The sequence below is a fragment of the Pseudomonas quasicaspiana genome (assembly GCF_021147825.1).
Classification (GTDB): domain Bacteria; phylum Pseudomonadota; class Gammaproteobacteria; order Pseudomonadales; family Pseudomonadaceae; genus Aquipseudomonas; species Aquipseudomonas quasicaspiana.
This window is the reverse complement of the sequence record NZ_JAGTPI010000006.1, coordinates 125,504-145,334: the sequence shown is the minus strand read 5'-3', so window position 1 is coordinate 145,334 and position 19,831 is coordinate 125,504. Positions and strand designations below refer to the sequence as shown.

Genomic DNA, 19,831 nt, shown 5'->3' with positions numbered 1-19,831 from the left:
CCGGCCTCTTCGCGAATGAATTCGCTCCCACAATTGGGCACCGCATTTCAGGTCCCGAAATCCTCTTACAACATCAATGGCGCCCGCTCGCACAGTTTGTTCAATGCCGCGGCCCAGTTCGGGTCATCGTTCAGGCACGGTATCAAGGTCAACTCCTCTCCCCCGGCAGCCTTGAACTGCTCCGCACCGCGATCACCGATTTCTTCCAGCGTTTCGATGCAGTCCGCAACAAATGCCGGGCACATCACCAGCAACTTCTTCACGCCCTGAGCAGCCAGTTCTTCCAGCCGCGCCTCGGTGTAAGGTTCGATCCACTTGGCCCGGCCCAGTCGCGACTGGAACGACACCGACCACTTGCCATCGGCAATGCCCATCTGCTTCGCAAACACGGCTGCCGAACGCAGACATTGTGCGCGATAGCAGGTAGCAAGTACTTCTGGTGAAGCGTTCTTGCAGCAGTCGGCATCCTTGAAGCAGTGATTGCCGGTTGGATCAAGTTTGGTCAGGTGTCGCTCGGGCAAACCGTGGAAGCTCAGCAGCAGGTGATCATGGGGCTGCTCAAGATGAGGTTTTACGCTTGCAACCAAAGCGTCGATATATTCCGGCTGATCATAAAACGCCTGCAGTACAGAGAACTTCACGTTCAGTGACTTGGCCTTCACAACCCGTTTGGCCTCCTCGATCACCGTAGTCACCGTACTGTCGGCAAACTGCGGGTAAAGCGGAGCCAGGGTGATTTTGCTGATGCCCTGAGCTGCCAATCGGGTCAGCACGGTTTCAATGGACGGCTCACCGTAACGCATGGCCAGCTCAACCGGGCCTTGTGTCCATTCTTTAGTCATGGTCTGGTGCAAACGCTTGCTCAGTACCACCAGCGGTGAGCCTTCGTCCCACCAGATAGAGGCATAGGCATGGGCGGACTGCTCAGGTCGCTTGATCAGAATCAGCGACACCAGCAGCCGACGAACCGGCCACGGCAAATCAATGACGTAGGGGTCCATCAGGAACTGGTTGAGATAACGGCGAACATCAGCCACAGACGTGGAGGCTGGTGAACCCAGATTGACCAGCAACAGCGCGTGATCGGTCATGCAACATCCTATTTCAGTGGCGGCCGAGGAAATCGTCCAGGGCGGCGTGCAGTTCGGTAAATTTGAATGTGAAACCGGCTTCTTCCAGTCGGGCAGGTCGAGCGCGTTGACCGCCCAATAGCAAAACAGACAATTCGCCTAACAGGATTTTCAAGGCCAGTGCAGGCAACGGCATGAAAGCAGGACGGTGCAGGACACCGGCAAGTGTTTTGGCAAACTCATGATTGCGGACCGGGTGGGGAGCGCAAAGATTATAGGGGCCCTGCGCGTCACTCTTGTGCAACAGAAAATCAATCGCGGCGATTTGGTCTTTGATGTGTATCCACGGCATCCACTGCCGACCGTTGCCGATGGGCCCGCCCATGCCGAATTTGAAGGGCGGCAGCAGCCGCTGCAACATACCGCCATCACTGGAGAGCACAAGGCCGGTCCGAATGATCACCACTCGCACGCCCAGGGCCTCGGCTCGCTGCGCGGTTTCCTCCCAGGCGTCGCACAGATGACTGGCGAAATCTTCTTTCACCGGCAGAGAAGTTTCGTCCAGCTCACGCTCGCCACCGTCGCCGTACCAACCCACTGCCGAGCCACTGATCAGCAGCTGTGGCTTCTGCGAACGTTGCTCCATCCAGCTCAGCAATTGCTCGGTCAAACCAATACGGCTGTCCCACAATTGGGTTCTGCGCTTGCGCGTCCAGGGCCGGTCAGCAATGGGCGCGCCTGCAAGATTGACCACCGCGTCCAGCGGTTGATCATTCAACTCACTGAGTTGGGCGATACCTCGCACTCCGCTGCCACACAATCGCGGTACTTCATCAGGCCTGCGGCTCCAGACCGTGATCTGATGACCCTGTTGAGTCCAGAACTGGCAGAGTTGTCGTCCTATCAGACCTGTACCGCCGGTCAGCAATATGTGCATGGCAGGTTTCCTTGCGTGGCGTTCACGAGCTTTCGGTAGTCTATTTTTTTATGCGTCAACAGATGGCTTATGAACCATAGGCCAAACATTGCCAAGAAGCGTCCGGACTGTCCGTATGGATAGTTGCCTGTCGCCTTCAAGTATCAGATTTTAGATCTCGAGCCGTACGAGACAGGCTATGCAGGCCCCAGGCTGTAATCGAAGCAAGTTATACCAAAAAACAATATTGTACAGGTTTTAACTACGGCGTAGTCTGTGCAGACAAGGTAACGAGGCCCCTATGACTGTACCTATCGCAATCATCGGTACCGGCATCGCCGGACTCTCCGCGGCCCAAGCGCTCCATGCTGCCGGGCACTCGGTTCATCTTTTCGACAAAAGCCGCGGCAGTGGCGGAAGGATGTCCAGCAAACGCAGTGATGCAGGCTCGCTCGATATGGGCGCGCAATACTTCACTGCTCGCGACCGGCGCTTTATGGCCGCGGTGCAGCAGTGGCAACTTCAGGGTTGCGCGGCTCAATGGACGCCATCACTTTATAACTCCCACGTCGGACAGCTCAGCCCGTCACCCGACGAACAGGTTCGCTGGGTCGGCCAACCCGGCATGAGCGCCATTACTCGCGCCATGCTGGGCGACTTGCCGGTGTCGTTCTCCTGCCGGATCACCGAAGTCTTTCGTGGCGAGCAGCACTGGAGTCTGCAAGACGCAGAGGGCCAGAGTCACGGCCCATTCAGTCATGTGATCATCGCCACGCCCGCTCCCCAGGCAACGGCATTACTGGCCAGCGCGCCAAAACTTGCGGGTGCTGCCGCCAGCGTGAAAATGGACCCTACCTGGGCCGTGGCGCTGGGGTTCAACAGCCCGTTGCAAACGCCTTTGGAAGGCTGCTTCGTACAGGACAGCCCCATTGACTGGCTTGCTCGAAATCGCAGCAAACCCGGGCGCGATACCACTCTGGACACTTGGGTGCTGCACGCTACCAGCGCCTGGAGCCGACAGCACATCGACATGCCCAAGGAAGAAGTCATCGAGCATTTACACGGCGCGTTTGCCGAACTGATTGGTTGCGCAGTGCCTGCACCGACATTCAGCCTGACGCACCGCTGGCTCTATGCCCGCCCTGCCACGGCTCACGAATGGGGTGCGCTTTCAGATCCTGATCAGGGCATTTATGTGTGCGGCGACTGGTGCTTGTCAGGCCGCGTCGAAGGCGCCTGGCTCAGCGGCCAGGAGGCAGCGCGTCGCTTGCTGGAACACCTCAATTGAACCGCCTCAATCCGCGCAAGCTGCTGCTGTCGAAATGGACAGCCGCTCAGCCGGTCAACCGCGAAAAGCATTTTCTGGTCACGGAGTTGTTTCGCGACGACGAAGGCACAGTGCTTGAGATCGAGCTGCAAGCGGTGCTGACACAACGCAGTGAACGCTTGCCCTGGCAGACGTTGCAAGACGCCGACACCTGGAAGATGGGTTGGAAGTAATGCAACTCGGGGAGCCGGTGCGGAGAAACAGGCACTGCGCGTTATCGTTCATCGCGAGCAAGCTCGGCTCCCACAGGTTCTGCGCCATTCAGTGAAACCGCATCGCCCCCCCGTACAAACCCTATACAAACCATTTGACTTGTACAGCATTGAACCTATGATGAACCGAAGTTGTACAGCGAATAACCTCTGTACAATTATGTTCCGAGGTTTGCATGCTTTCTCCAGCAGTCCATAAACCGAAACTCGGCATCAGTGCCTGCCTCATGGGCGACGAGGTACGGTTCAATGGTGGTCATAAAGAATCCCATTTATGCACCCGCGAGCTGAGTCGATATTTCGAGTTCGTCACCGCGTGCCCGGAAGTGGCCATCGGCATGGGCATCCCCCGCGAACCCATCCGTCTGGTAGGCGATGCGCAAAGCCCTCAGGCTGTCGGAACGGTAAACAAAGCGCTGAACGTTACCCAGCCTCTGGCCGACTACGGGGTAAAGATGGCCGAGGAGCTGGGGGATATCTGCGGCTATATCTTCATGCAGAAGTCGCCGTCCTGTGGGCTTGAGCGAGTCAAGGTCTACACGGAAAACGGCGCTCCCGTTGAGGGAGGTGGACGCGGGATTTATGCTCAGGCGTTTTGCGAACTGCACCCCAATCTCCCGGTAGAAGAAGACGGCCGCCTCAACGACGCGGTGTTGCGCGAAAACTTCATCACCCGCGTGTTTGCCTATGCCGCGTGGCAAGACTTGCTCAAGGCAGGTATCACGCGCCGCAGCCTGACCGAATTTCACTCGCGTTATAAATATCAGCTCATGGCCAACGACCCGGTGCAGTACAAAGTACTGGGCAATTTTCTGGGCAGCATGGGCCGCAGCGATCCCAACGAGATCGCACCGCGCTATTTCAGCGACTTGATGGCGGCCCTGAAAAAACCCGCTACCCGCCGCACCCATACCAATGTCCTGCAGCACATCAGCGGCTATCTGAAACAGACCCTGAGCGCGGCGGACAAGCAGGAAATGCAGCAAATCATCGCCCAATACCATCAAGGCATCGTGCCGTTGATCGTGCCCTTGACGCTGCTCAAACACCACTTCCGCCAACATCCTGATCCTTACGTGGCCTTGCAGGTTTACATGCAGCCGCACCCGGAAAACCTCAGCCTGCGGAATGCGATCTGAACATGAACAACACACTGCATGTGATCCCTGCGCCCGAGCCAACCGATGAAGACCCGGGGGTTGAGGGCGGCTGGTTGCCGATACGGGAAGTCGCCCGTCAGACCGGAGTCAACGCAGTCACGTTGCGTGCGTGGGAACGTCGCTATGGGCTGATCGTGCCGCACCGTACGCCGAAAGGGCATCGACTGTATTCCGGCGAGCATGTCCAACGGGTGATGAACATTCTCACCTGGCTCAATCGTGGCGTATCGGTCAGCCAGGTAAAAAACCTCATCGACAGCCGCCAACCGGACACCAGCGTCGCCGGTAACGATTGGGACGATTTGCGTCAGAACCTGATCAAGGCCATCAGCGAACTGGCAGAGCGCAGGGTTGACGACCTTTTCAACCAGGCCATGTCGCTTTACCCACCGCGAACTGTCTGCGAACAACTGTTGATGCCGTTGCTGACAGAGCTTGAATTTCGCTGGCAGGGACACTTCGGCGGGCAAATGGAGCAGGTGTTCTTCTACTCCTGGCTGCGCAGCAAATTCGGTGCCCGGATTTACCACAATAACCGTCAGCTCAGCGGTAAGCCGTTATTGCTGGTCAACCATTCTGATTCACCGCTGGAGCCGCACCTGTGGCTCAGCGCGTGGCTGATCAGCAGCGCCGATTGCCCGGTTGAGGTTTTCGATTGGCCGCTGCCCAACGGTGAACTTTCGCTGGCTGCCGAGTTGCTTAAACCGCGAGCGGTATTGCTGTATTCCAGCAAAGCATTGAATCCCGGCCAGCTCCCAAAATTGCTCAGTAACGTTCAGTGCCCGACCGTACTTGCCGGTGCCTGTGTCCGTATACATTGCGACGACCTCGCCATGACGATCAACAAGATAGAAGGCCTGCACCTGGCCGAAGACCCGCTGGGCGCCCTCGCCGCTTTGCAGCTACTGGATCTTATCTAAGGAATAAACATGCAACTGCTATGGCTGCGCAGCGATTTGCGCATTCACGACAATACCGCCCTGACCGCTGCCATAGAGCAGGGTCCGGTGGTGGCTGTTTACCTGATCAGCCCCACGCAATGGCGCAGCCACGACGACGCCCCCTGCAAAGTAGATTTCTGGCTGCGCAATCTGGTCGAGCTGCAAAAAGCCTTGGGCGAATTGAACGTGCCATTGCTGATCCGCGAGGCCGACAGCTGGGATGAAGCACCACGAGTGCTGCTGGAACTGTGTCGCGAGCACAATATCCAGTCCCTACATGCCAACGAAGAATACGGTATCAACGAAACCCGCCGGGACGCCGCCGTCGCCGATGCGCTTGAGGACGCCGACATTCAGTGGCGCAGCTATCTGGATCAGCTGTTTTTCAAACCTGGCACGGTGCTGACCAAGACCGGCACCTACTTCCAGGTGTTCAGCCAGTTCCGCAAAGTCTGCTACGCCCGCATGCACCAAGCCATGCCGCCGCTGATTCACTTGCCGAAACCTCAGGCAGCGCTGGATATAAAAAGTGATCGCGTCCCCGAACAGGTAGAGGGATTCGCCACGCCTCCTCAGGCACTGCAAGCCTTGTGGCCTGCTGGTGAGGACGAAGCGCGTCGGCGACTGGCCGCCTTCAGCGATGAGCAGATTGATTACTATCGCTCCGAGCGTGACTTTCCGGCCAAACCCGGCACCAGTCAGTTGTCGGCGTACCTGGCTGCTGGCGTGATATCGCCGCGCCAATGCCTGCATGCGGCCTTGAGCAGCAATCAGGGTGAATTCGAGACAGGCAGCGTCGGCGCAGTCACCTGGATCAACGAGTTGCTCTGGCGTGAATTCTATAAACACATTCTGGTGGGCTTCCCTCGAGTATCGCGGTATCGCGCTTTTCGCCCGGAAACCGAAGCCCTGAAATGGCGTGATGCCCCCGAGGAGCTGGCCGCCTGGAAAGAAGCGCGCACAGGCCTGCCGATCATTGACGCCGCCATGCGCCAGTTGCTGGAAACCGGCTGGATGCATAACCGCCTGCGCATGGTCGTGGCGATGTTCCTGACCAAGAATCTGCTGATTGACTGGCGCGAAGGCGAACGCTTTTTCATGCAGCACCTGATCGACGGCGATCTGGCCGCCAATAACGGTGGCTGGCAGTGGAGTTCGTCGACGGGTACCGATTCATCGCCGTATTTCCGGATATTCAATCCGTTGTCGCAATCCGAGAAGTTCGACCCCGAAGGTCTGTTCCTGAAGAAGTGGTTGCCCGAACTGGCCGACCTCAACAAAAAGGAAGTGCATAACCCGGCGGCGTCTGGCGGCCTGTTTGGTGTGGCTAGTTATCCCAAACCGATTGTCGACCTGAGTAGCAGCCGCGCCCGCGCGTTGGCTGCGTTCAAGGCTTTGCCTCATCGCCAGCCCGCGGCAGAGGTTACCGATGACTGATTTCCTGCGGCGCTTTGCTCATGAATTTGCAGCTCTGGACAAGAACAGTCTGGACCGCCTCGGCGACCTGTACAGCGACGATGTGCAGTTCACCGACCCGTTGCACCAGATTCATGGGCTGCCGCAGATGCGTCGTTATTTCGCCGAGTTGTACGCCAATGTCAGTGATCTGCGTTTCGACTTTCATGGGTTTGACCAAGTCAGCGAGGGCAACGGTTATCTGCGCTGGACAATGAGCTACTCCCATCCGCGCCTTGTCAGAGGAAAGACGATCCGGGTTGAGGGCTGCTCGCATCTGCTCTGGCGCGACAAGGTTTATCAACATCGTGACTATTTCGATGCAGGCGCTTTGCTGTACGAGCACTTGCCGATCATGGGCCAGCTGATTGCCTGGCTGAAAAGGAGATTGGGATGAGTGATTCGAACGTGCGACGTATCTGGTTGACCGGTGCCAGCAGCGGCATTGGTCTGGCGCTCGCCGAAGAGCTGCTCGTCGCCGGTCACAAGCTGGCGCTTACGGCTCGAACTCTGGGCCCGCTCGAAGAGCTGGATCGACGTTTTCCCGGGCAAGTCTTGCTCGTACCGGGGGATTTGACCGATGGCGAACAAATCACTGCCATCGGTGATCGCATTGGCCAGACGTGGGGAGCCCTGGACAGCGCGATCATCAACGCTGGCACGTGCGAATACATCGACACCAACCATTTCGATGCCGCGCTGCTTGAGCGAGTGGTTCGTACCAATCTGCTGGCCAGTTCCTACTGCGTGCAAGAAGCACTGTTGCTGCTGCGCAAAGGCAACAAGCCGCATCTGGTGGGCGTGTGCAGTTCGGTGACCTATCTGCCGCTCACCCGCAGTGAGGCTTACGGCGCATCCAAGGCCGGCATGCGTTATTTGTTCGAATCCCTGCGAATCGATCTGGCCCACGAAAATATCGACGTCACCGTCGTCAGCCCAGGCTTTGTCGATACCCCGCTGACCGCTAAAAACGACTTCGCCATGCCCATGCGCTGGCCGGTCAAAAAAGCCGCGAAATACATCTCCGAGCGCTTGCAGCGGACGCGTCGCCCGATGGAAATCGCATTCCCCGGGCTGTTCATCCTGACCCTGCGGTTATTGGCGCTGCTTCCTACCCGTGTGCAGCTTGCGTTAGGCAAACGCATGGCCCGCTCAGCGGCTCAACACAAGGACGCCCAATGAAGATCGCCATCATCGGCAGTGGTATCGCGGGCCTGACCAGCGCTTATCTGCTCAACCGTTCTCACGACATTACGGTGTTCGAGGCGGCAGACTGGATTGGCGGGCATACCCATACCGTTGATGTAAATGTGAATGGCCGCGATTACGCCATTGATACCGGCTTTATCGTGTTCAACGACTGGACCTATCCAAATTTCATCCGCTTGCTCGGCCAACTGGGCGTTACCTTCAAGCCCACCGAAATGAGCTTCTCCGTCACCGATCCTAAGACCCGGACCGAATACAACGGTAATAACCTAAACAGCCTGTTTGCCCAGCGCAGCAACCTGTTGTCCCTGAGTTTCTGGGGAATGCTGCGCGACATTCTGCGTTTTAACCGCGAAGCGCTGGCCGATCTGGAAAGCCAGCGGATCGCTCAAGACACCACCCTGGGTGAGTACCTGCGCAGCCGCGGTTACGGCGAGCGCTTTATTGATCACTACATCGTGCCCATGGGCGCGGCGATCTGGTCCATGTCCCTGGCAGACATGCTCGCCTTCCCGCTGCAATTCTTCGTGCGGTTCTTCAAGAATCATGGCTTGTTATCCGTCAGCAATCGGCCGCAATGGTGCGTCATCGAAGGCGGTTCCAGCCGTTACATCGAGCCGTTGACAGCGTCGTTTGCCGAGCGGATTCGTTTGTCGTGCCCGGTCAATCGCGTTGAGCGGGATGCAGAAGGCGTGACCGTTCACAGCGCCGCAGGCAGTGAGCGCTTTGACAAAGTCGTGTTTGCCTGCCACAGCGATCAGGCCCTGAAAATGCTTGCGCAGCCGAGCGCCGCCGAGCAGGAAATCCTGGGTGCCCTGCCCTACGCCGAAAATGACGTGGTGCTACACACAGACACCCGCCTGTTGCCCAAGCGACCGCTGGCCTGGGCCAGCTGGAACTATCGACTCGGCGGCGGCAAGCAACAATTGGCCGCTGTGACCTATGACATGAACATCCTGCAGGGCATCGACAGCGACACGACCTTTTGCGTCAGCCTCAATCAGACCGAAGCCATCGACCCGAACAAAATTCTTGCCCGCTATACCTACTCCCATCCGCAGTACAGCCTGGCAGGCGTAGACGCTCAGGCGCGCTGGCCTGAACTGGATGGCGTTAACCATACCTGGTTTTGCGGCGCTTACTGGGCCAATGGCTTTCATGAAGACGGCGTGGTCAGCGGCCTTCGGGTTGCCTCGGCGTTGGGCGAATCATTGTGAACAGCGCCCTGTACAGCGGCTGGATAGCCCACCGGCGCTTTGCGCCGCGGGCTCATGACTTTCGTTATCGGATCGGCCTGCTGTATCTGGATCTGGATGAGCAGCGCGAGGTATTGAAAGCCTCTCCCCTCGCAGGCAAAAGTCGCTGGTCGCCGTTTTCATTCCGGGAGACGGATTACCTGCGTGAATTTACGCGCAAAGGCATACCGCTGACAGACGCCGTCCGTGAACGCGTCGGCCAAGCCATAGGTCATGTTCCGCAGGGCAAAATCTGCCTGCTGACTCAAGCGCGCAGTTGGGGCCTGGCCTTTAATCCAGTGAGCTTTTTTTATTGCTTTGAAGAGGATGGCGCGCTGGCGGCTATTCTCTGTGAAGTCAGCAATACACCGTGGCGCGAGCGCTACCACTATGTATTGCCTGCCGACGGTGAAGGTCATCAGCACTTCGCCGTAGCCAAGGCCTTCCACGTTTCGCCGTTCCTGCCCCGCGATCTTGAATACCGGATGAGTTTCAGTCCGCCCGGCGAGCGTCTCGGCGTTCACATGGCAGACTGGCAAGGCGATCTGAAAATGTTCGACGCCACGCTTAACCTGCAACGCCGGGACCTGACAAGAAGCAATCTGCATCGTTATTTACTGGCTTTTCCATGGATGACCGCCAAGACCTGCCTGGCGATTTACTGGCAAGCATTACGTCTATTTTTGAAACGTGTTCCACTTTTTTCTCATCAGGCCGCTGACGGCGACTACCGCACTGCCGCCACGCAATTGAAGGGTAAACCCCATGAAAAGCAGTAGCAGTTTTTCGGCCAATCTGGGCACCAACAGCCTGACTGCCAACATCCTGCGGCGCGGCGTGCTACGCCAGCTTGCCCGGTTGCGCAGCGGCCAACTGGTCGTCAATGAAGGCGATGAGCGCCATGTATTCGGCGTGGCAGGGGCCGTTGTCCAGGGCGAGATCCAGATTCTCGACTCAGCCACCTGGGGCATGGTCGCCAGTAATGGCTCCATTGGCGCAGGCGAAGCCTACATCCATGGCTACTGGACCTCGCCGGACCTGACTGCCGTCATCAGGGTTTTCGTCAGCAACCTGGATGTGCTGGACGCGATGGAAGGCGGAATAGCACGGCTGGGCCGCCCCTTCATTCAGGCGTTGCACTGGCTGAATCGCAATACCCGTGAAGGCTCGCAGAAAAATATCGCCGCCCATTACGATCTGGGCAACGAGCTGTTCAAGCAGTTTCTTGACCCCACCATGATGTATTCGGCGGCGCAGTTCCTGACGCCTGAAGACACCCTGGAACAGGCGCAGTTGAACAAGCTGGAACGAATTTGTCAGAAGCTGGCGTTGAAACCCGAGGACCACCTGCTGGAAATCGGTACCGGCTGGGGCAGCATGGCGATTTACGCTGCGCAGCACTATGGCTGCAAAGTCACAACGACGACGCTGTCCCAAGAGCAGTTCGCCTACACCGAGGAGCGAATTGCGACGCTGGGCCTGAAAGATCAGATCACCCTGCTGCTCAAGGACTATCGGGACCTTACGGGACAGTTCGACAAGCTGGTCTCGATTGAAATGATTGAAGCGGTCGGCCACCGGTTTCTGCCGACTTACTTCAAGCAATGCGCCCACCTGCTCAAGGACGACGGCCTGATGTTGCTGCAAGCCATCACCATCCGCGAGCAGCGTTACGAGCAGGCCAAAGGCAGTGTCGACTTCATCCAGCGCTATATTTTTCCCGGTGGTGCGCTGCCGTCGGTGCACAAAATGCTGGAAATTGTCGGTCGCGACACTGACATGAACCTGCTGCACATGGAGGATTTTGGCCTGCATTACGCGCGCACCCTGCGCATCTGGCATGACAACTTTCGACACGCTCATGGTTACCTCGCAGAGCTGGGCTACGACGATTACTTCCTGCGGCTGTGGGAGTTTTACCTGTGCTACTGCGAGGGTGGTTTCCTGGAACGTACCATCGGCACCGCGCAGTTGCTGCTGGCCAAACCCTGCGCATCGCCACAGCCGCTGTTGGGCCGTTTCAATGCTTAAGCAGATCGCCAATGCTGTGCTATTCCAGCTCGGCTGGTTTGCCTGCGTGCTGGGCGGTAATAGTTATTGGCTGTTGATTCCGGTTGGCGTCCTGCTCATTCATCTGCTGTGGATAAGTTCGTGGACGGCCGAAGGTAAATTATTGCTGTGGATAACCGGTCTGGGCACCTTGCTGGACAGCGGACTGATGCTGCTCGGCGTCTTCGACTTTGGCAGCCAGGGCTTGCTGATCCCGCTGTGGCTGATTCTGCTGTGGGCAGTATTGGGCACTACGCTCAGGCATTGCCTGGCCTGGACCGCAAAACCTTGGTGGCGCGCCAGTATCCTTGGAGCGATTGGCGGGCCGATGTCGTATTACGCCGGTTCGCAGCTGGCTGGCGTGCAGCTGCCGCTGGGTTTATGGCCGAGCATGGCACTGCTGGCGGTGCTATGGGCCGTGGTATTTGCGCTGCTGCAATGGCTATCCGGTCGATTGCTCACCGGTCATTCAGTCAACATGCCCGCCTCGCGCTGACATACACTGCGCGCCTATGACTGCCACCCTGATCCCGACCCGCCCGATTCCCACCGAAACCGCCATCACCTGCTCAACCTGCGCAGCCTGTTGCTGCCAGCTTGAAGTCATGCTGATTACGGACACCGGCGTGCCTGAACGCTTTATCGATACCGACGACTGGGGCGGCGAAGTCATGCTGCGGCTGGACGACGGCTGGTGCGCCGCGCTGGATCGCAACACGATGATGTGCACCATCTATGAGAAACGTCCCCTGATCTGCCGGGAGTTTGAGACCGGTTCAGAGGAGTGCATGCATGAAAGGCTGGGGATTGAAGGGGCTTACTTGTAGCGGCATTGCCAAGGCCGTATTTGCGGCGCTCTTATCGCGAGCAAGCTCAGCTCCCACAGGGGAACACGGTTAGCTGTAGGAGCCGAGCTTGCTCGCGATGGCGTCAGAGCGGCATCGTGTAATGCAATGCGTAGCTCTCAATACCGTCGTTTGGCTCTTTGATACCAGCGTTCGAGTAGTGAGTCGCACGGATGCCAATTTCATGACCGCCGTTGAAGCGCACACCAAAGCCGATACGGTCTTCAAAGTTGAAAGCCGAACCCAGCTTGTTGTCTTCGATTTGCGTATTGGAGAATACAGCGACACCGATACCGGCTTCGATGTAAGGCTTCACGTTCTGGCCAGCGAATTCGTAAACGAATACCGGAGAAAACGAAAGGCTGTTGTTGCTGGAACGCTTGTCGCCATCCCAGTACGTGTAAGCGCCATCCCAATAACCGGTCAGGCGACCTACATCGCTCTGCAGCCAGCTTTTATCCCAATCAAACTTCATGCCCAGGCGGTAAGTCTGGGTCGTCTGGCCCGTCTGACCGACCGAAAACTCAACGCCAGCGGCTTGAGTAAGTGAAGTTTGCCCCATCAACGCAGCCGCAAGCGCAGCCAAGCACAACAGACGCTTCATCAGAAACTTCCTATTTCGAATGCATTATTAAGTGTATTTGCAGATAACCGACTTGCTATAGAAATCTGGCGTGGAACGTTAGTTCCAATGCCAAGCAAAGCTTTTCACGATTTTTTTACAAATCGAAGAATCGCACATTGTCAGATTTTTTCCATAGTGTAGGTAGGATGTTTCCGAAATTATACAAATCAGCGCTGGTCCAGAACTGCGTTTCCTGGGCGTTTCCATCGTGCAGGAGGCCGTGTTGAGCCAACAACCGCTGGAGCTGGCGAGCCACGGCGTGACCGGTGTCGATCAAGATGACCGATTCCGGAATCATTTCCCGCAGCAGAGGTTTGAGGAAGGGATAGTGGGTACAGCCGAGGATGATCGTGTCGCAGCCCTCGGCGAGAAGCGGTTCGACATAGCCCCGCAGCAGGGCACGAATGGTCGGGCTGAACAGATCGCCCGCTTCGATCAGTTCCACCAGGCCGGGGCACGGCTGCGTCACGACCCGTACATCACCCGCGAAACGGTCGAGCAAGGCGGCGAACTTCGCGCTTTGCAAAGTACCGGTGGTAGCGAGCACCCCAACCACACCACTGCGGGTCGCAGCCGCCGCCGGTTTGACCGCAGGCTCCATTCCGATAATCGGCCAGTCAGGATAATGTTCACGCAATTGAGCGGCGGCAGCGGCAGTCGCGGTGTTGCAGGCCAGCACCAGTGCCTTGGCCCCTTGCTCGCGAAAGAATTGCGCGATGATCATGCAGCGTTCGCGGATGAACTCCGGGGTTTTCTCTCCGTAAGGAATATGCCCGCAGTCCGCGACGTACAGCAGCGACTCGTTGGGTAACAGGTTGTGAATCTCGCCCAGCACCGACAAGCCACCTACGCCGGAATCAAATACGCCCACCGGCGCATCGCTGGCTTTACTCATGCTGCCCTGCACCGCAGACGCTACACCCCGGATCACGCTTGACCTTCAATTCACGAAAGCGGGTGCTCAGCGCGTCAATCAACAACAAACGCCCCACCAGCGGCTCACCGAAACCGACTAGTACTTTGAGTGCTTCAAGGGCCTGCAGGCTGCCGACCAATCCCACGAGAGGCCCGATCACACCGGCTTCGCTACAGGTCAGCTCGGCTTCGCTGCCGTGACCATATAAGCAGTGATAGCAAGGGCTTTCAGGTCGACGTGGATCGAACACCGACAACTGCCCTTCCAGGCGAATCGCCGCACCGCTGACCAAGGGTTTTCTGGCCGCCACACAGGCGGCATTGACCGCACCACGAGTCGCGAAATTGTCTGAGCAATCGAGTACCAGATCGACACCCTCGACGGCCGTCGCCAGGGAATCGACATCCAGCGCGGCGCGATGAGGGACAAGAGATATCTCAGGATTGATTGCAGTCAGACGAGCGATGGCCGAATCCACCTTGCTCTGCCCGACTGTCTGGCTGTCGTGAATAATCTGGCGTTGCAGGTTCGTCAGGTCAACGGTATCGAAGTCGGCCAGGTGCAATTCGCCAACACCTGCGGCCGCCAGATACAAGGCAACGGGAGAGCCCAGGCCACCGAGGCCCACGATCAGCACCCGGCTTTGCTTGAGTTTGAACTGACCTTCGATATCGACGTGCTGCAGCAGAATCTGTCGGCTATAGCGCAACAGTTCCTGATCACTCAGCACGGCAGACGCCCAAAGGTAATGCGCTCATGGTCGCCCAGGTCGCGGCGGGTCTGAATCTTCTCAAAACCATGGCGGCTCAACAGCTCGCGGACCGCTGCACCCTGGTCGTAGCCATGCTCCAGCAGCAACCACCCATCGTCGTTCAAGTAGTTCGGTGCTTGCTCGATGATCATGCGTAGATCATCCAGACCATCCGACCCGGCCACCAGCGCGCTGCTGGGCTCGAAACGCACATCGCCCGCCGCCAGATGCGGATCTTCGGCAGCGATGTACGGCGGGTTACTGATGATCAGATCAAAGCGCTGACCTTCAAGAGAGCTGAACCAGTGACTGCTCAGCACCCTGGCGTTGTCCAGATGCAGACGTTGACGATTGCGCTCGGCCAACGCGACGGCTTCTAGCACCCGATCCACCGCCGTCACTTGCCAGACCGGCCGCTCGCTGGCCAGAGCCAATGCAATCGCTCCAGTACCGGTGCCCAGGTCAAGCACACGAGTGGGCGCAAAGGCAGGCACCAGTTCCAATGCTGCTTCAACCAGCATTTCGGTTTCAGGACGCGGAATCAATGTATGAGGCGCGACGTCAAGATCCAGCTTCCAGAACCCCTGCTGCCCCAGAATGTAGGCCACGGGTTCACCGGTACGACGGCGCTGCAGATGGGAAGCAAAGGTCAGTGCAGCTTCGCTGCTGACAATTCGCTCCGGCCAGGTGTGCAGGAAACTGCGCGGTTTACCCAGCGCAGCCGCCAGAAGCAGTTCAGCATCAAGACGGGCAGTTGGTGAATCAGGAAGCTCGGCGCTTCTTAACAGGCTGGCGATGATGGTCATTTACTCACCCAGTGCCGCTAGTTGGTCTGCCTGATATTCGGCAAGTAGCGGCTCTATCACTGCATCGACACCACCGGCTAAAACTTCATCCAGCGAATACAAGGTCAAATTCACGCGGTGATCCGTTACTCGCCCCTGAGGGAAGTTATAAGTCCGGATACGCTCGGATCGATCACCCGAGCCCACCAGCAGTTTACGCTCACTGGCAATGGCATTGGCAGCGGCGCTGGTTTGCTGGTCGTTCAGTTTGGCAGATAGCCAGGACATCGCACGGGCACGGTTCTTGTGCTGCGAGCGCTCTTCCTGGCACTCGACGACAATACCCGACGGAAGGTGAGTAATGCGAATCGCCGAGTCAGTCTTGTTGACGTGCTGACCACCCGCGCCCGATGAACGATAGGTGTCAACACGCAGGTCCGCAGGATTGATTTCGATTGCCTGTTGCTCGTCCGGCTCAGGCAGAACGGCTACTGTGCAGGCGGAAGTATGGATACGACCCTGGGATTCTGTTTCCGGAACCCGCTGCACGCGATGCGCACCGGACTCGAATTTGAGCTTGCCGTAAACGTTCTCGCCTTCAACCCGGGCAATCACCTCTTTATAGCCGCCATGCTCGCCTTCGTTTTCGGACAGAATCTCTATCCGCCAACCACGGCGCTCGGCATAACGCGAATACATGCGGAACAGGTCGCCGGAGAAAATAGCCGCCTCGTCGCCACCGGTGCCGGCACGAATTTCGAGGAACACGTTACGCCCGTCATTCGGGTCCTTGGGCAGCAACATGCGTTGCAGCTGGCTTTCCAGATCGGCCAGCAATTGCTTGGTCTCGCGGACTTCCTCCACCGCCATTTCACGCATGTCCGGATCGCTGTCCTTGAGCAATGCCTGAGCACCGTCCAGATCAGCCAAGGCCTTGAGCAGCTGTTTATAAGCAGCGACGATTGGCTCTACTTCAGCGTATTCCCTGGAGTACGCGCGAAACCTGGTCTGATCCGAAATAATCTCGGCATCGCCAAGCAACGCGGTCAGTTCCTCGAAACGATCGCTGAGGATATCGAGTTTGTTGAGCAGTGAGGCTTTCATTGCGGGGGTTTATCCGTCGAGCCCTCACCGAGGGCAAAAAGTTCCTGGGCCATGGCCAGCGCGTCGAGGCGGCCTTCGGCAGAGAGTTTTTTCAACTGCACGCTCGGCGCGTGCAATAACTTGTTGGTCAACCCGCGCGCCAGCTGCACCAGCACGTCTTCGGCGTTGCCGCCGTTGGCCAGCATACGCTGAGCCTTGAGTAATTCTTCGTCGCGCAATCGCTCGCTTTGCTGGCGATAAGCCCTAAGCACGTCCACTGCGGCCAGTTCACGCAGGCGGAACATGAATTCATTGGCGCCCGTCGAGACCAGCTCTTCGGCTGCCATGGCAGCGCCCTGGCGACTCTTGAGGTTCTCGGCGACCACTTCATGCAAGTCGTCAACGGTATATAGATAGACGTCGTCCAGCTCGCCGACTTCGGGCTCGATGTCCCGTGGCACAGCAATATCGACCATGAAGATCGGCTTATGTTTGCGCAGCTTCAGGGCACTTTCAACTGCGCCCTTACCAAGAATCGGCAGCTGGCTGGCCGTCGAGCTGATCACAATGTCGCTATTGACCAGCTCTCCCGGGATGTCAGAGAGCAATACCGCGTGAGCGCCGAACTCGGCTGCCAGAATACTCGCCCGCTCAAGGGTCCGGTTGGCAACCACGATGCGCTTGACGCCAAGGTCATGCAAATGACGCGCAACCAACGTGATGGTTTCACCCGCGCCGATCAGCAAAGCCTGGCTGCGTTGCAAATCACTGAAAATCTGTTTTGCCAGACTGACAGCGGCAAAAGCCACGGAAACCGGGTTTTCACCAATAGCCGTATCGGTGCGTACCTGCTTGGCAGCGCTGAAAGTGGCCTGAAACAGTCGGCCCAGCAACGGACCGATGGTGCCGGCTTCCCGGGCCACGGCGTAGGCGGACTTCATCTGACCGAGAATCTGCGGCTCACCCAATACCAGCGAGTCGAGCCCGGAGGCGACTCGCATCATGTGACGAACAGCCGCATCGTCGGCGTGCACATAAGCACTCGCGCGCAGCTCATCCAGGCTTAAATGGTGATATTCGGCCAGCCAGGCGAGCACCGTCTCAGAACCGATCTGGTCCTGTTCGATGTACAACTCGCTACGATTACACGTAGAAAGGATCGCAGCTTCGCGGCTATTGGTAAGGCGGCAAAGCTGCTGCAAGGCCTCAACCAGCTGCTCTGGCGTAAATGCCACGCGCTCGCGGACGTCTACTGAGGCAGTCTTATGGTTGATACCAAGTGCAAGGAAGGCCATTCAAGGTCGCTGATGGTGACGTGAAGCCGACAATTGTCCTACTTCAATAGACTCAGAACAACCACCGTTGACTATTGTCCTAATAGACTCACGCTGCAAACGCCCCGAAATGGCGCTTACGGCATAAACAAATATGCGTTCCGGCAGTTTTCCAACCGGCTGTGGGTTTGCTCCCAGCCTTGTGTCATGATGCTCAAAACCGCAGGTAAGTCGTCCCTTCTTATATATGAATAGATCCTCCGCGCTGTTTCTCGCCCTCGTCTTTCTCAGCGGTTGCCAGTCCATGGCTCCGGTTCAGCCGCAGACTACTCCTGCGCCGAAAGACACCGCCCCCGCACCTGAAGCCAAGCCTCAGGTCTACGGCTCGTTCACTCAGGAAACCCTCGTCAGCCTGCTGAGCGCGGAACTGGCTGGCCAGCGCAATCGTTTCGACATTGCCCTGGACAACTACGTGACCCAGGCGATCAACACTCAGGATCCGGGTGTTTCCGAGCGCGCATTCCGCATTGCCGAGTATCTGGGTGCCGATCAGGCGGCGCTGGACACTTCGCTGATCTGGGCCAGAAACGACCGGGAAAACCTTGAAGCACAGCGCGCAGCAGCCATTCAACTGGCTCGGGCGGGACGCTATGACGACTCCATGGTGTACATGGAAAAAGTCCTGCAAGGTCAAGGCGACACGCATTTCGACTTCCTGGCACTGTCAGCGGCGGAAACCAATCCGGAAACCCGCAACGCGCTGCTTACCAGCTTTGACCGACTGCTGGTCAAATACCCAAACAACGGACAGCTGATTTTCGGCAAGGCATTGCTGCTTCAACAGAACGGTGACGCACAAGCCTCACTGAAGCTGCTGGAAGATAATCCGCCTAAAGAAGGTGAAATTGCTCCGATACTGCTACGCGCTCGCCTGCTGCAAGGCTTGAACCGTGGCAAGGAAGCATTGCCGATCCTCGAAAAAAGCATCAAGAAATACCCGGACGACAAGCGCCTGCGCCTGACTTACGCCCGCATGCTGGTTGAACAGAACCGCATGGAAGACGCCAAAGTGCAGTTCTCCAGCCTTGTGCAGCAGTATCCAGATGACGATGAACTGCGTTTCTCCCTGGCATTGGTCTGCCTTGAAGCCAAGGCATGGGATGAAGCAGCAGGTTATCTGGAAGAGCTGATAGCCCGCGGCGCTCATGAGGACTCCGCGCACCTGAATCTGGGTCGCATCCATGAAGAGCGTAACGATCAACAAAGCGCACTTGCCGAATATGCCCAGGTTGGCCCCGGCCCGGATTATCTGTCCGCACAGTTACGTCAGGCCGATATTCTGATGAGCAACGGCAGCGCGGCCGAAGCTTCCAAACGTTTGTCAGAGGCTCGCGATTCACAACCTGACTACGCGATCCAGTTGTACCTGATCGAAGCCGAAACCCTGTCCAGCAACAATCAGGTGGATCGCGCCTGGCAGTTGCTGAATCAAGCGCTCAAGCAGTATCCGGATGACCTGAATCTGCTGTACACCCGCTCGATGATGGCGGAAAAACGCGGTGATCTGGCCCAGATGGAAAAAGACCTGCGCTCGATTCTCAAGCGTGAGCCGGAAAACGCCATGGCGTTGAATGCGCTGGGCTACACCCTTTCCGACCGCACCACGCGCTATGCAGAAGCCAAGGAGCTGATCGAAAGAGCCCACAAACTCAATCCGGAAGATCCTGCAGTCCTCGATAGCCTTGGCTGGGTAAACTACCGCCTGGGTAATCTGGACGAAGCCGAGCGCCTGCTGCGCCTGGCACTTGAACGCTTCCCCGATCATGAAGTGGCCGCCCACCTGGGCGAAGTGCTGTGGGCCAAAGGCGAGCAGCGCGAAGCCCGCAAAGTCTGGGGCAAAGCCCTTGAAGAACAACCTGACAGCCCTATTCTGCGCAGCACTCTGTTGCGCCTGACCGGATCCGAGACTCTTTAATTT

21 protein-coding genes are annotated in these 19,831 nt (G+C 57.6%); 13 read left to right on the top strand and 8 right to left on the bottom strand.

Features of this window, described 5'->3' with window-relative positions; all coding sequences use genetic code 11:
• Positions 1–65: 65 nt before the first annotated feature.
• Both hemH and KDX30_RS06610 read right to left on the bottom strand, forming a co-directional pair.
• The gene (hemH, locus tag KDX30_RS06615; protein WP_231675317.1) at positions 66–1,091 is read right to left on the bottom strand and encodes a ferrochelatase; all 1,026 of its coding nucleotides are present in this window, start codon (positions 1,089–1,091) and stop codon (positions 66–68) included.
• A gap of 13 nt (positions 1,092–1,104) precedes the next feature.
• Positions 1,105–2,007 (bottom strand): TIGR01777 family oxidoreductase, encoded by a 903-nt coding sequence (locus tag KDX30_RS06610; RefSeq protein WP_027902889.1) that lies wholly within the window; start codon positions 2,005–2,007, stop codon positions 1,105–1,107.
• A gap of 280 nt (positions 2,008–2,287) precedes the next feature.
• Here KDX30_RS06610 and KDX30_RS06605 point away from each other — a divergent pair, with 280 nt between their 5' ends.
• From KDX30_RS06605 to KDX30_RS06550, 12 genes are all read left to right on the top strand, one after another.
• Positions 2,288–3,274 (top strand): NAD(P)/FAD-dependent oxidoreductase, encoded by a 987-nt coding sequence (locus tag KDX30_RS06605; protein WP_231675316.1) that lies wholly within the window; start codon positions 2,288–2,290, stop codon positions 3,272–3,274.
• Positions 3,271–3,486 carry a TIGR02450 family Trp-rich protein gene (locus tag KDX30_RS06600; RefSeq protein WP_027902887.1) on the top strand — a complete coding sequence of 72 codons (216 nt, stop codon included), beginning with the start codon at positions 3,271–3,273 and terminating at the stop codon, positions 3,484–3,486. The genes KDX30_RS06605 and KDX30_RS06600 overlap by 4 nt, the downstream gene beginning before the upstream one ends.
• Before the next feature lie 215 nt (positions 3,487–3,701).
• A complete protein-coding gene (locus KDX30_RS06595; RefSeq protein WP_027902886.1) occupies positions 3,702–4,664 on the top strand; it encodes a YbgA family protein in 963 nt (320 codons plus the stop codon).
• A 2-nt stretch (positions 4,665–4,666) separates the two neighbouring features.
• The gene (locus KDX30_RS06590; RefSeq protein WP_231675315.1) at positions 4,667–5,605 is read left to right on the top strand and encodes a MerR family transcriptional regulator; all 939 of its coding nucleotides are present in this window, start codon (positions 4,667–4,669) and stop codon (positions 5,603–5,605) included.
• Positions 5,606–5,614: 9 nt separating this feature from the next.
• The gene (gene phrB / locus KDX30_RS06585; RefSeq protein WP_231666516.1) at positions 5,615–7,063 is read left to right on the top strand and encodes a deoxyribodipyrimidine photo-lyase; all 1,449 of its coding nucleotides are present in this window, start codon (positions 5,615–5,617) and stop codon (positions 7,061–7,063) included.
• The gene (locus KDX30_RS06580) at positions 7,056–7,478 is read left to right on the top strand and encodes a nuclear transport factor 2 family protein (RefSeq protein WP_231666515.1); all 423 of its coding nucleotides are present in this window, start codon (positions 7,056–7,058) and stop codon (positions 7,476–7,478) included. The genes phrB and KDX30_RS06580 overlap by 8 nt, the downstream gene beginning before the upstream one ends.
• Positions 7,475–8,263 carry an SDR family NAD(P)-dependent oxidoreductase gene (locus KDX30_RS06575; protein ID WP_027902882.1) on the top strand — a complete coding sequence of 263 codons (789 nt, stop codon included), beginning with the start codon at positions 7,475–7,477 and terminating at the stop codon, positions 8,261–8,263. Before KDX30_RS06580 ends, KDX30_RS06575 begins: the two co-directional genes overlap by 4 nt.
• Positions 8,260–9,507: an NAD(P)/FAD-dependent oxidoreductase gene (locus KDX30_RS06570; RefSeq protein ID WP_122705638.1), complete on the top strand. Its 1,248-nt coding sequence runs from the start codon at positions 8,260–8,262 to the stop codon at positions 9,505–9,507. The genes KDX30_RS06575 and KDX30_RS06570 overlap by 4 nt, the downstream gene beginning before the upstream one ends.
• Complete coding sequence (locus KDX30_RS06565; RefSeq protein ID WP_027902880.1) at positions 9,504–10,304, top strand: DUF1365 domain-containing protein; 801 nt, start codon at positions 9,504–9,506, stop codon at positions 10,302–10,304. Before KDX30_RS06570 ends, KDX30_RS06565 begins: the two co-directional genes overlap by 4 nt.
• Complete coding sequence (locus KDX30_RS06560) at positions 10,291–11,556, top strand: SAM-dependent methyltransferase (RefSeq protein WP_231666514.1); 1,266 nt, start codon at positions 10,291–10,293, stop codon at positions 11,554–11,556. Before KDX30_RS06565 ends, KDX30_RS06560 begins: the two co-directional genes overlap by 14 nt.
• Positions 11,549–12,070, top strand: coding sequence for a DUF2878 domain-containing protein (locus KDX30_RS06555; RefSeq protein ID WP_231666513.1), 522 nt, complete (start codon positions 11,549–11,551; stop codon positions 12,068–12,070). Before KDX30_RS06560 ends, KDX30_RS06555 begins: the two co-directional genes overlap by 8 nt.
• A gap of 16 nt (positions 12,071–12,086) precedes the next feature.
• Positions 12,087–12,401 (top strand): YkgJ family cysteine cluster protein, encoded by a 315-nt coding sequence (locus KDX30_RS06550; RefSeq protein WP_049827204.1) that lies wholly within the window; start codon positions 12,087–12,089, stop codon positions 12,399–12,401.
• A 103-nt stretch (positions 12,402–12,504) separates the two neighbouring features.
• On the opposite strand, the gene KDX30_RS06545 is transcribed toward KDX30_RS06550, so the two are convergent.
• The 6 genes from KDX30_RS06545 to hemA all read right to left on the bottom strand — a co-directional run bounded on the left by KDX30_RS06545 (position 12,505) and on the right by hemA (position 17,874).
• Positions 12,505–13,023: an acyloxyacyl hydrolase gene (locus KDX30_RS06545; protein WP_027902876.1), complete on the bottom strand. Its 519-nt coding sequence runs from the start codon at positions 13,021–13,023 to the stop codon at positions 12,505–12,507.
• Between the two features lie 115 nt (positions 13,024–13,138).
• Positions 13,139–13,939: a glutamate racemase gene (murI, locus tag KDX30_RS06540; RefSeq protein WP_099270504.1), complete on the bottom strand. Its 801-nt coding sequence runs from the start codon at positions 13,937–13,939 to the stop codon at positions 13,139–13,141.
• Complete coding sequence (locus KDX30_RS06535; protein ID WP_231675314.1) at positions 13,932–14,690, bottom strand: molybdopterin-synthase adenylyltransferase MoeB; 759 nt, start codon at positions 14,688–14,690, stop codon at positions 13,932–13,934. The genes murI and KDX30_RS06535 overlap by 8 nt, the downstream gene beginning before the upstream one ends.
• Positions 14,684–15,517, bottom strand: coding sequence for a peptide chain release factor N(5)-glutamine methyltransferase (gene prmC, locus KDX30_RS06530; protein ID WP_027902873.1), 834 nt, complete (start codon positions 15,515–15,517; stop codon positions 14,684–14,686). Before prmC ends, KDX30_RS06535 begins: the two co-directional genes overlap by 7 nt.
• The gene (gene prfA / locus KDX30_RS06525) at positions 15,518–16,600 is read right to left on the bottom strand and encodes a peptide chain release factor 1 (protein ID WP_231675313.1); all 1,083 of its coding nucleotides are present in this window, start codon (positions 16,598–16,600) and stop codon (positions 15,518–15,520) included. It abuts the gene before it with no gap.
• Complete coding sequence (hemA, locus tag KDX30_RS06520; RefSeq protein ID WP_231675312.1) at positions 16,597–17,874, bottom strand: glutamyl-tRNA reductase; 1,278 nt, start codon at positions 17,872–17,874, stop codon at positions 16,597–16,599. The genes prfA and hemA overlap by 4 nt, the downstream gene beginning before the upstream one ends.
• Before the next feature lie 226 nt (positions 17,875–18,100).
• Here hemA and KDX30_RS06515 point away from each other — a divergent pair, with 226 nt between their 5' ends.
• Positions 18,101–19,828 (top strand): tetratricopeptide repeat protein, encoded by a 1,728-nt coding sequence (locus KDX30_RS06515; protein ID WP_099270507.1) that lies wholly within the window; start codon positions 18,101–18,103, stop codon positions 19,826–19,828.
• Positions 19,829–19,831 lie beyond the last annotated feature (3 nt).

Bases quoted from the DNA above. Each gene is read 5' to 3' on its own strand.
- KDX30_RS06550 (WP_049827204.1), top strand. From the start codon at position 12,087: ATGACTGCCACCCTGATCCCGACCCGCCCGATTCCCACCGAAACCGCC.
- phrB (WP_231666516.1), top strand. From the start codon at position 5,615: ATGCAACTGCTATGGCTGCGCAGCGATTTGCGCATTCACGACAATACC.
- murI (WP_099270504.1), bottom strand. From the start codon at position 13,939: ATGAGTAAAGCCAGCGATGCGCCGGTGGGCGTATTTGATTCCGGCGTA.
- prfA (WP_231675313.1), bottom strand. From the start codon at position 16,600: ATGAAAGCCTCACTGCTCAACAAACTCGATATCCTCAGCGATCGTTTC.
- hemA (WP_231675312.1), bottom strand. From the start codon at position 17,874: ATGGCCTTCCTTGCACTTGGTATCAACCATAAGACTGCCTCAGTAGAC.
- prmC (WP_027902873.1), bottom strand. From the start codon at position 15,517: ATGACCATCATCGCCAGCCTGTTAAGAAGCGCCGAGCTTCCTGATTCA.
- KDX30_RS06605 (WP_231675316.1), top strand. From the start codon at position 2,288: ATGACTGTACCTATCGCAATCATCGGTACCGGCATCGCCGGACTCTCC.
- KDX30_RS06570 (WP_122705638.1), top strand. From the start codon at position 8,260: ATGAAGATCGCCATCATCGGCAGTGGTATCGCGGGCCTGACCAGCGCT.
- KDX30_RS06580 (WP_231666515.1), top strand. From the start codon at position 7,056: ATGACTGATTTCCTGCGGCGCTTTGCTCATGAATTTGCAGCTCTGGAC.
- KDX30_RS06515 (WP_099270507.1), top strand. From the start codon at position 18,101: ATGAATAGATCCTCCGCGCTGTTTCTCGCCCTCGTCTTTCTCAGCGGT.
- KDX30_RS06590 (WP_231675315.1), top strand. From the start codon at position 4,667: ATGAACAACACACTGCATGTGATCCCTGCGCCCGAGCCAACCGATGAA.
- KDX30_RS06610 (WP_027902889.1), bottom strand. From the start codon at position 2,007: ATGCACATATTGCTGACCGGCGGTACAGGTCTGATAGGACGACAACTC.
- KDX30_RS06555 (WP_231666513.1), top strand. From the start codon at position 11,549: ATGCTTAAGCAGATCGCCAATGCTGTGCTATTCCAGCTCGGCTGGTTT.
- hemH (WP_231675317.1), bottom strand. From the start codon at position 1,091: ATGACCGATCACGCGCTGTTGCTGGTCAATCTGGGTTCACCAGCCTCC.
- KDX30_RS06595 (WP_027902886.1), top strand. From the start codon at position 3,702: ATGCTTTCTCCAGCAGTCCATAAACCGAAACTCGGCATCAGTGCCTGC.
- KDX30_RS06560 (WP_231666514.1), top strand. From the start codon at position 10,291: ATGAAAAGCAGTAGCAGTTTTTCGGCCAATCTGGGCACCAACAGCCTG.
- KDX30_RS06545 (WP_027902876.1), bottom strand. From the start codon at position 13,023: ATGAAGCGTCTGTTGTGCTTGGCTGCGCTTGCGGCTGCGTTGATGGGG.
- KDX30_RS06575 (WP_027902882.1), top strand. From the start codon at position 7,475: ATGAGTGATTCGAACGTGCGACGTATCTGGTTGACCGGTGCCAGCAGC.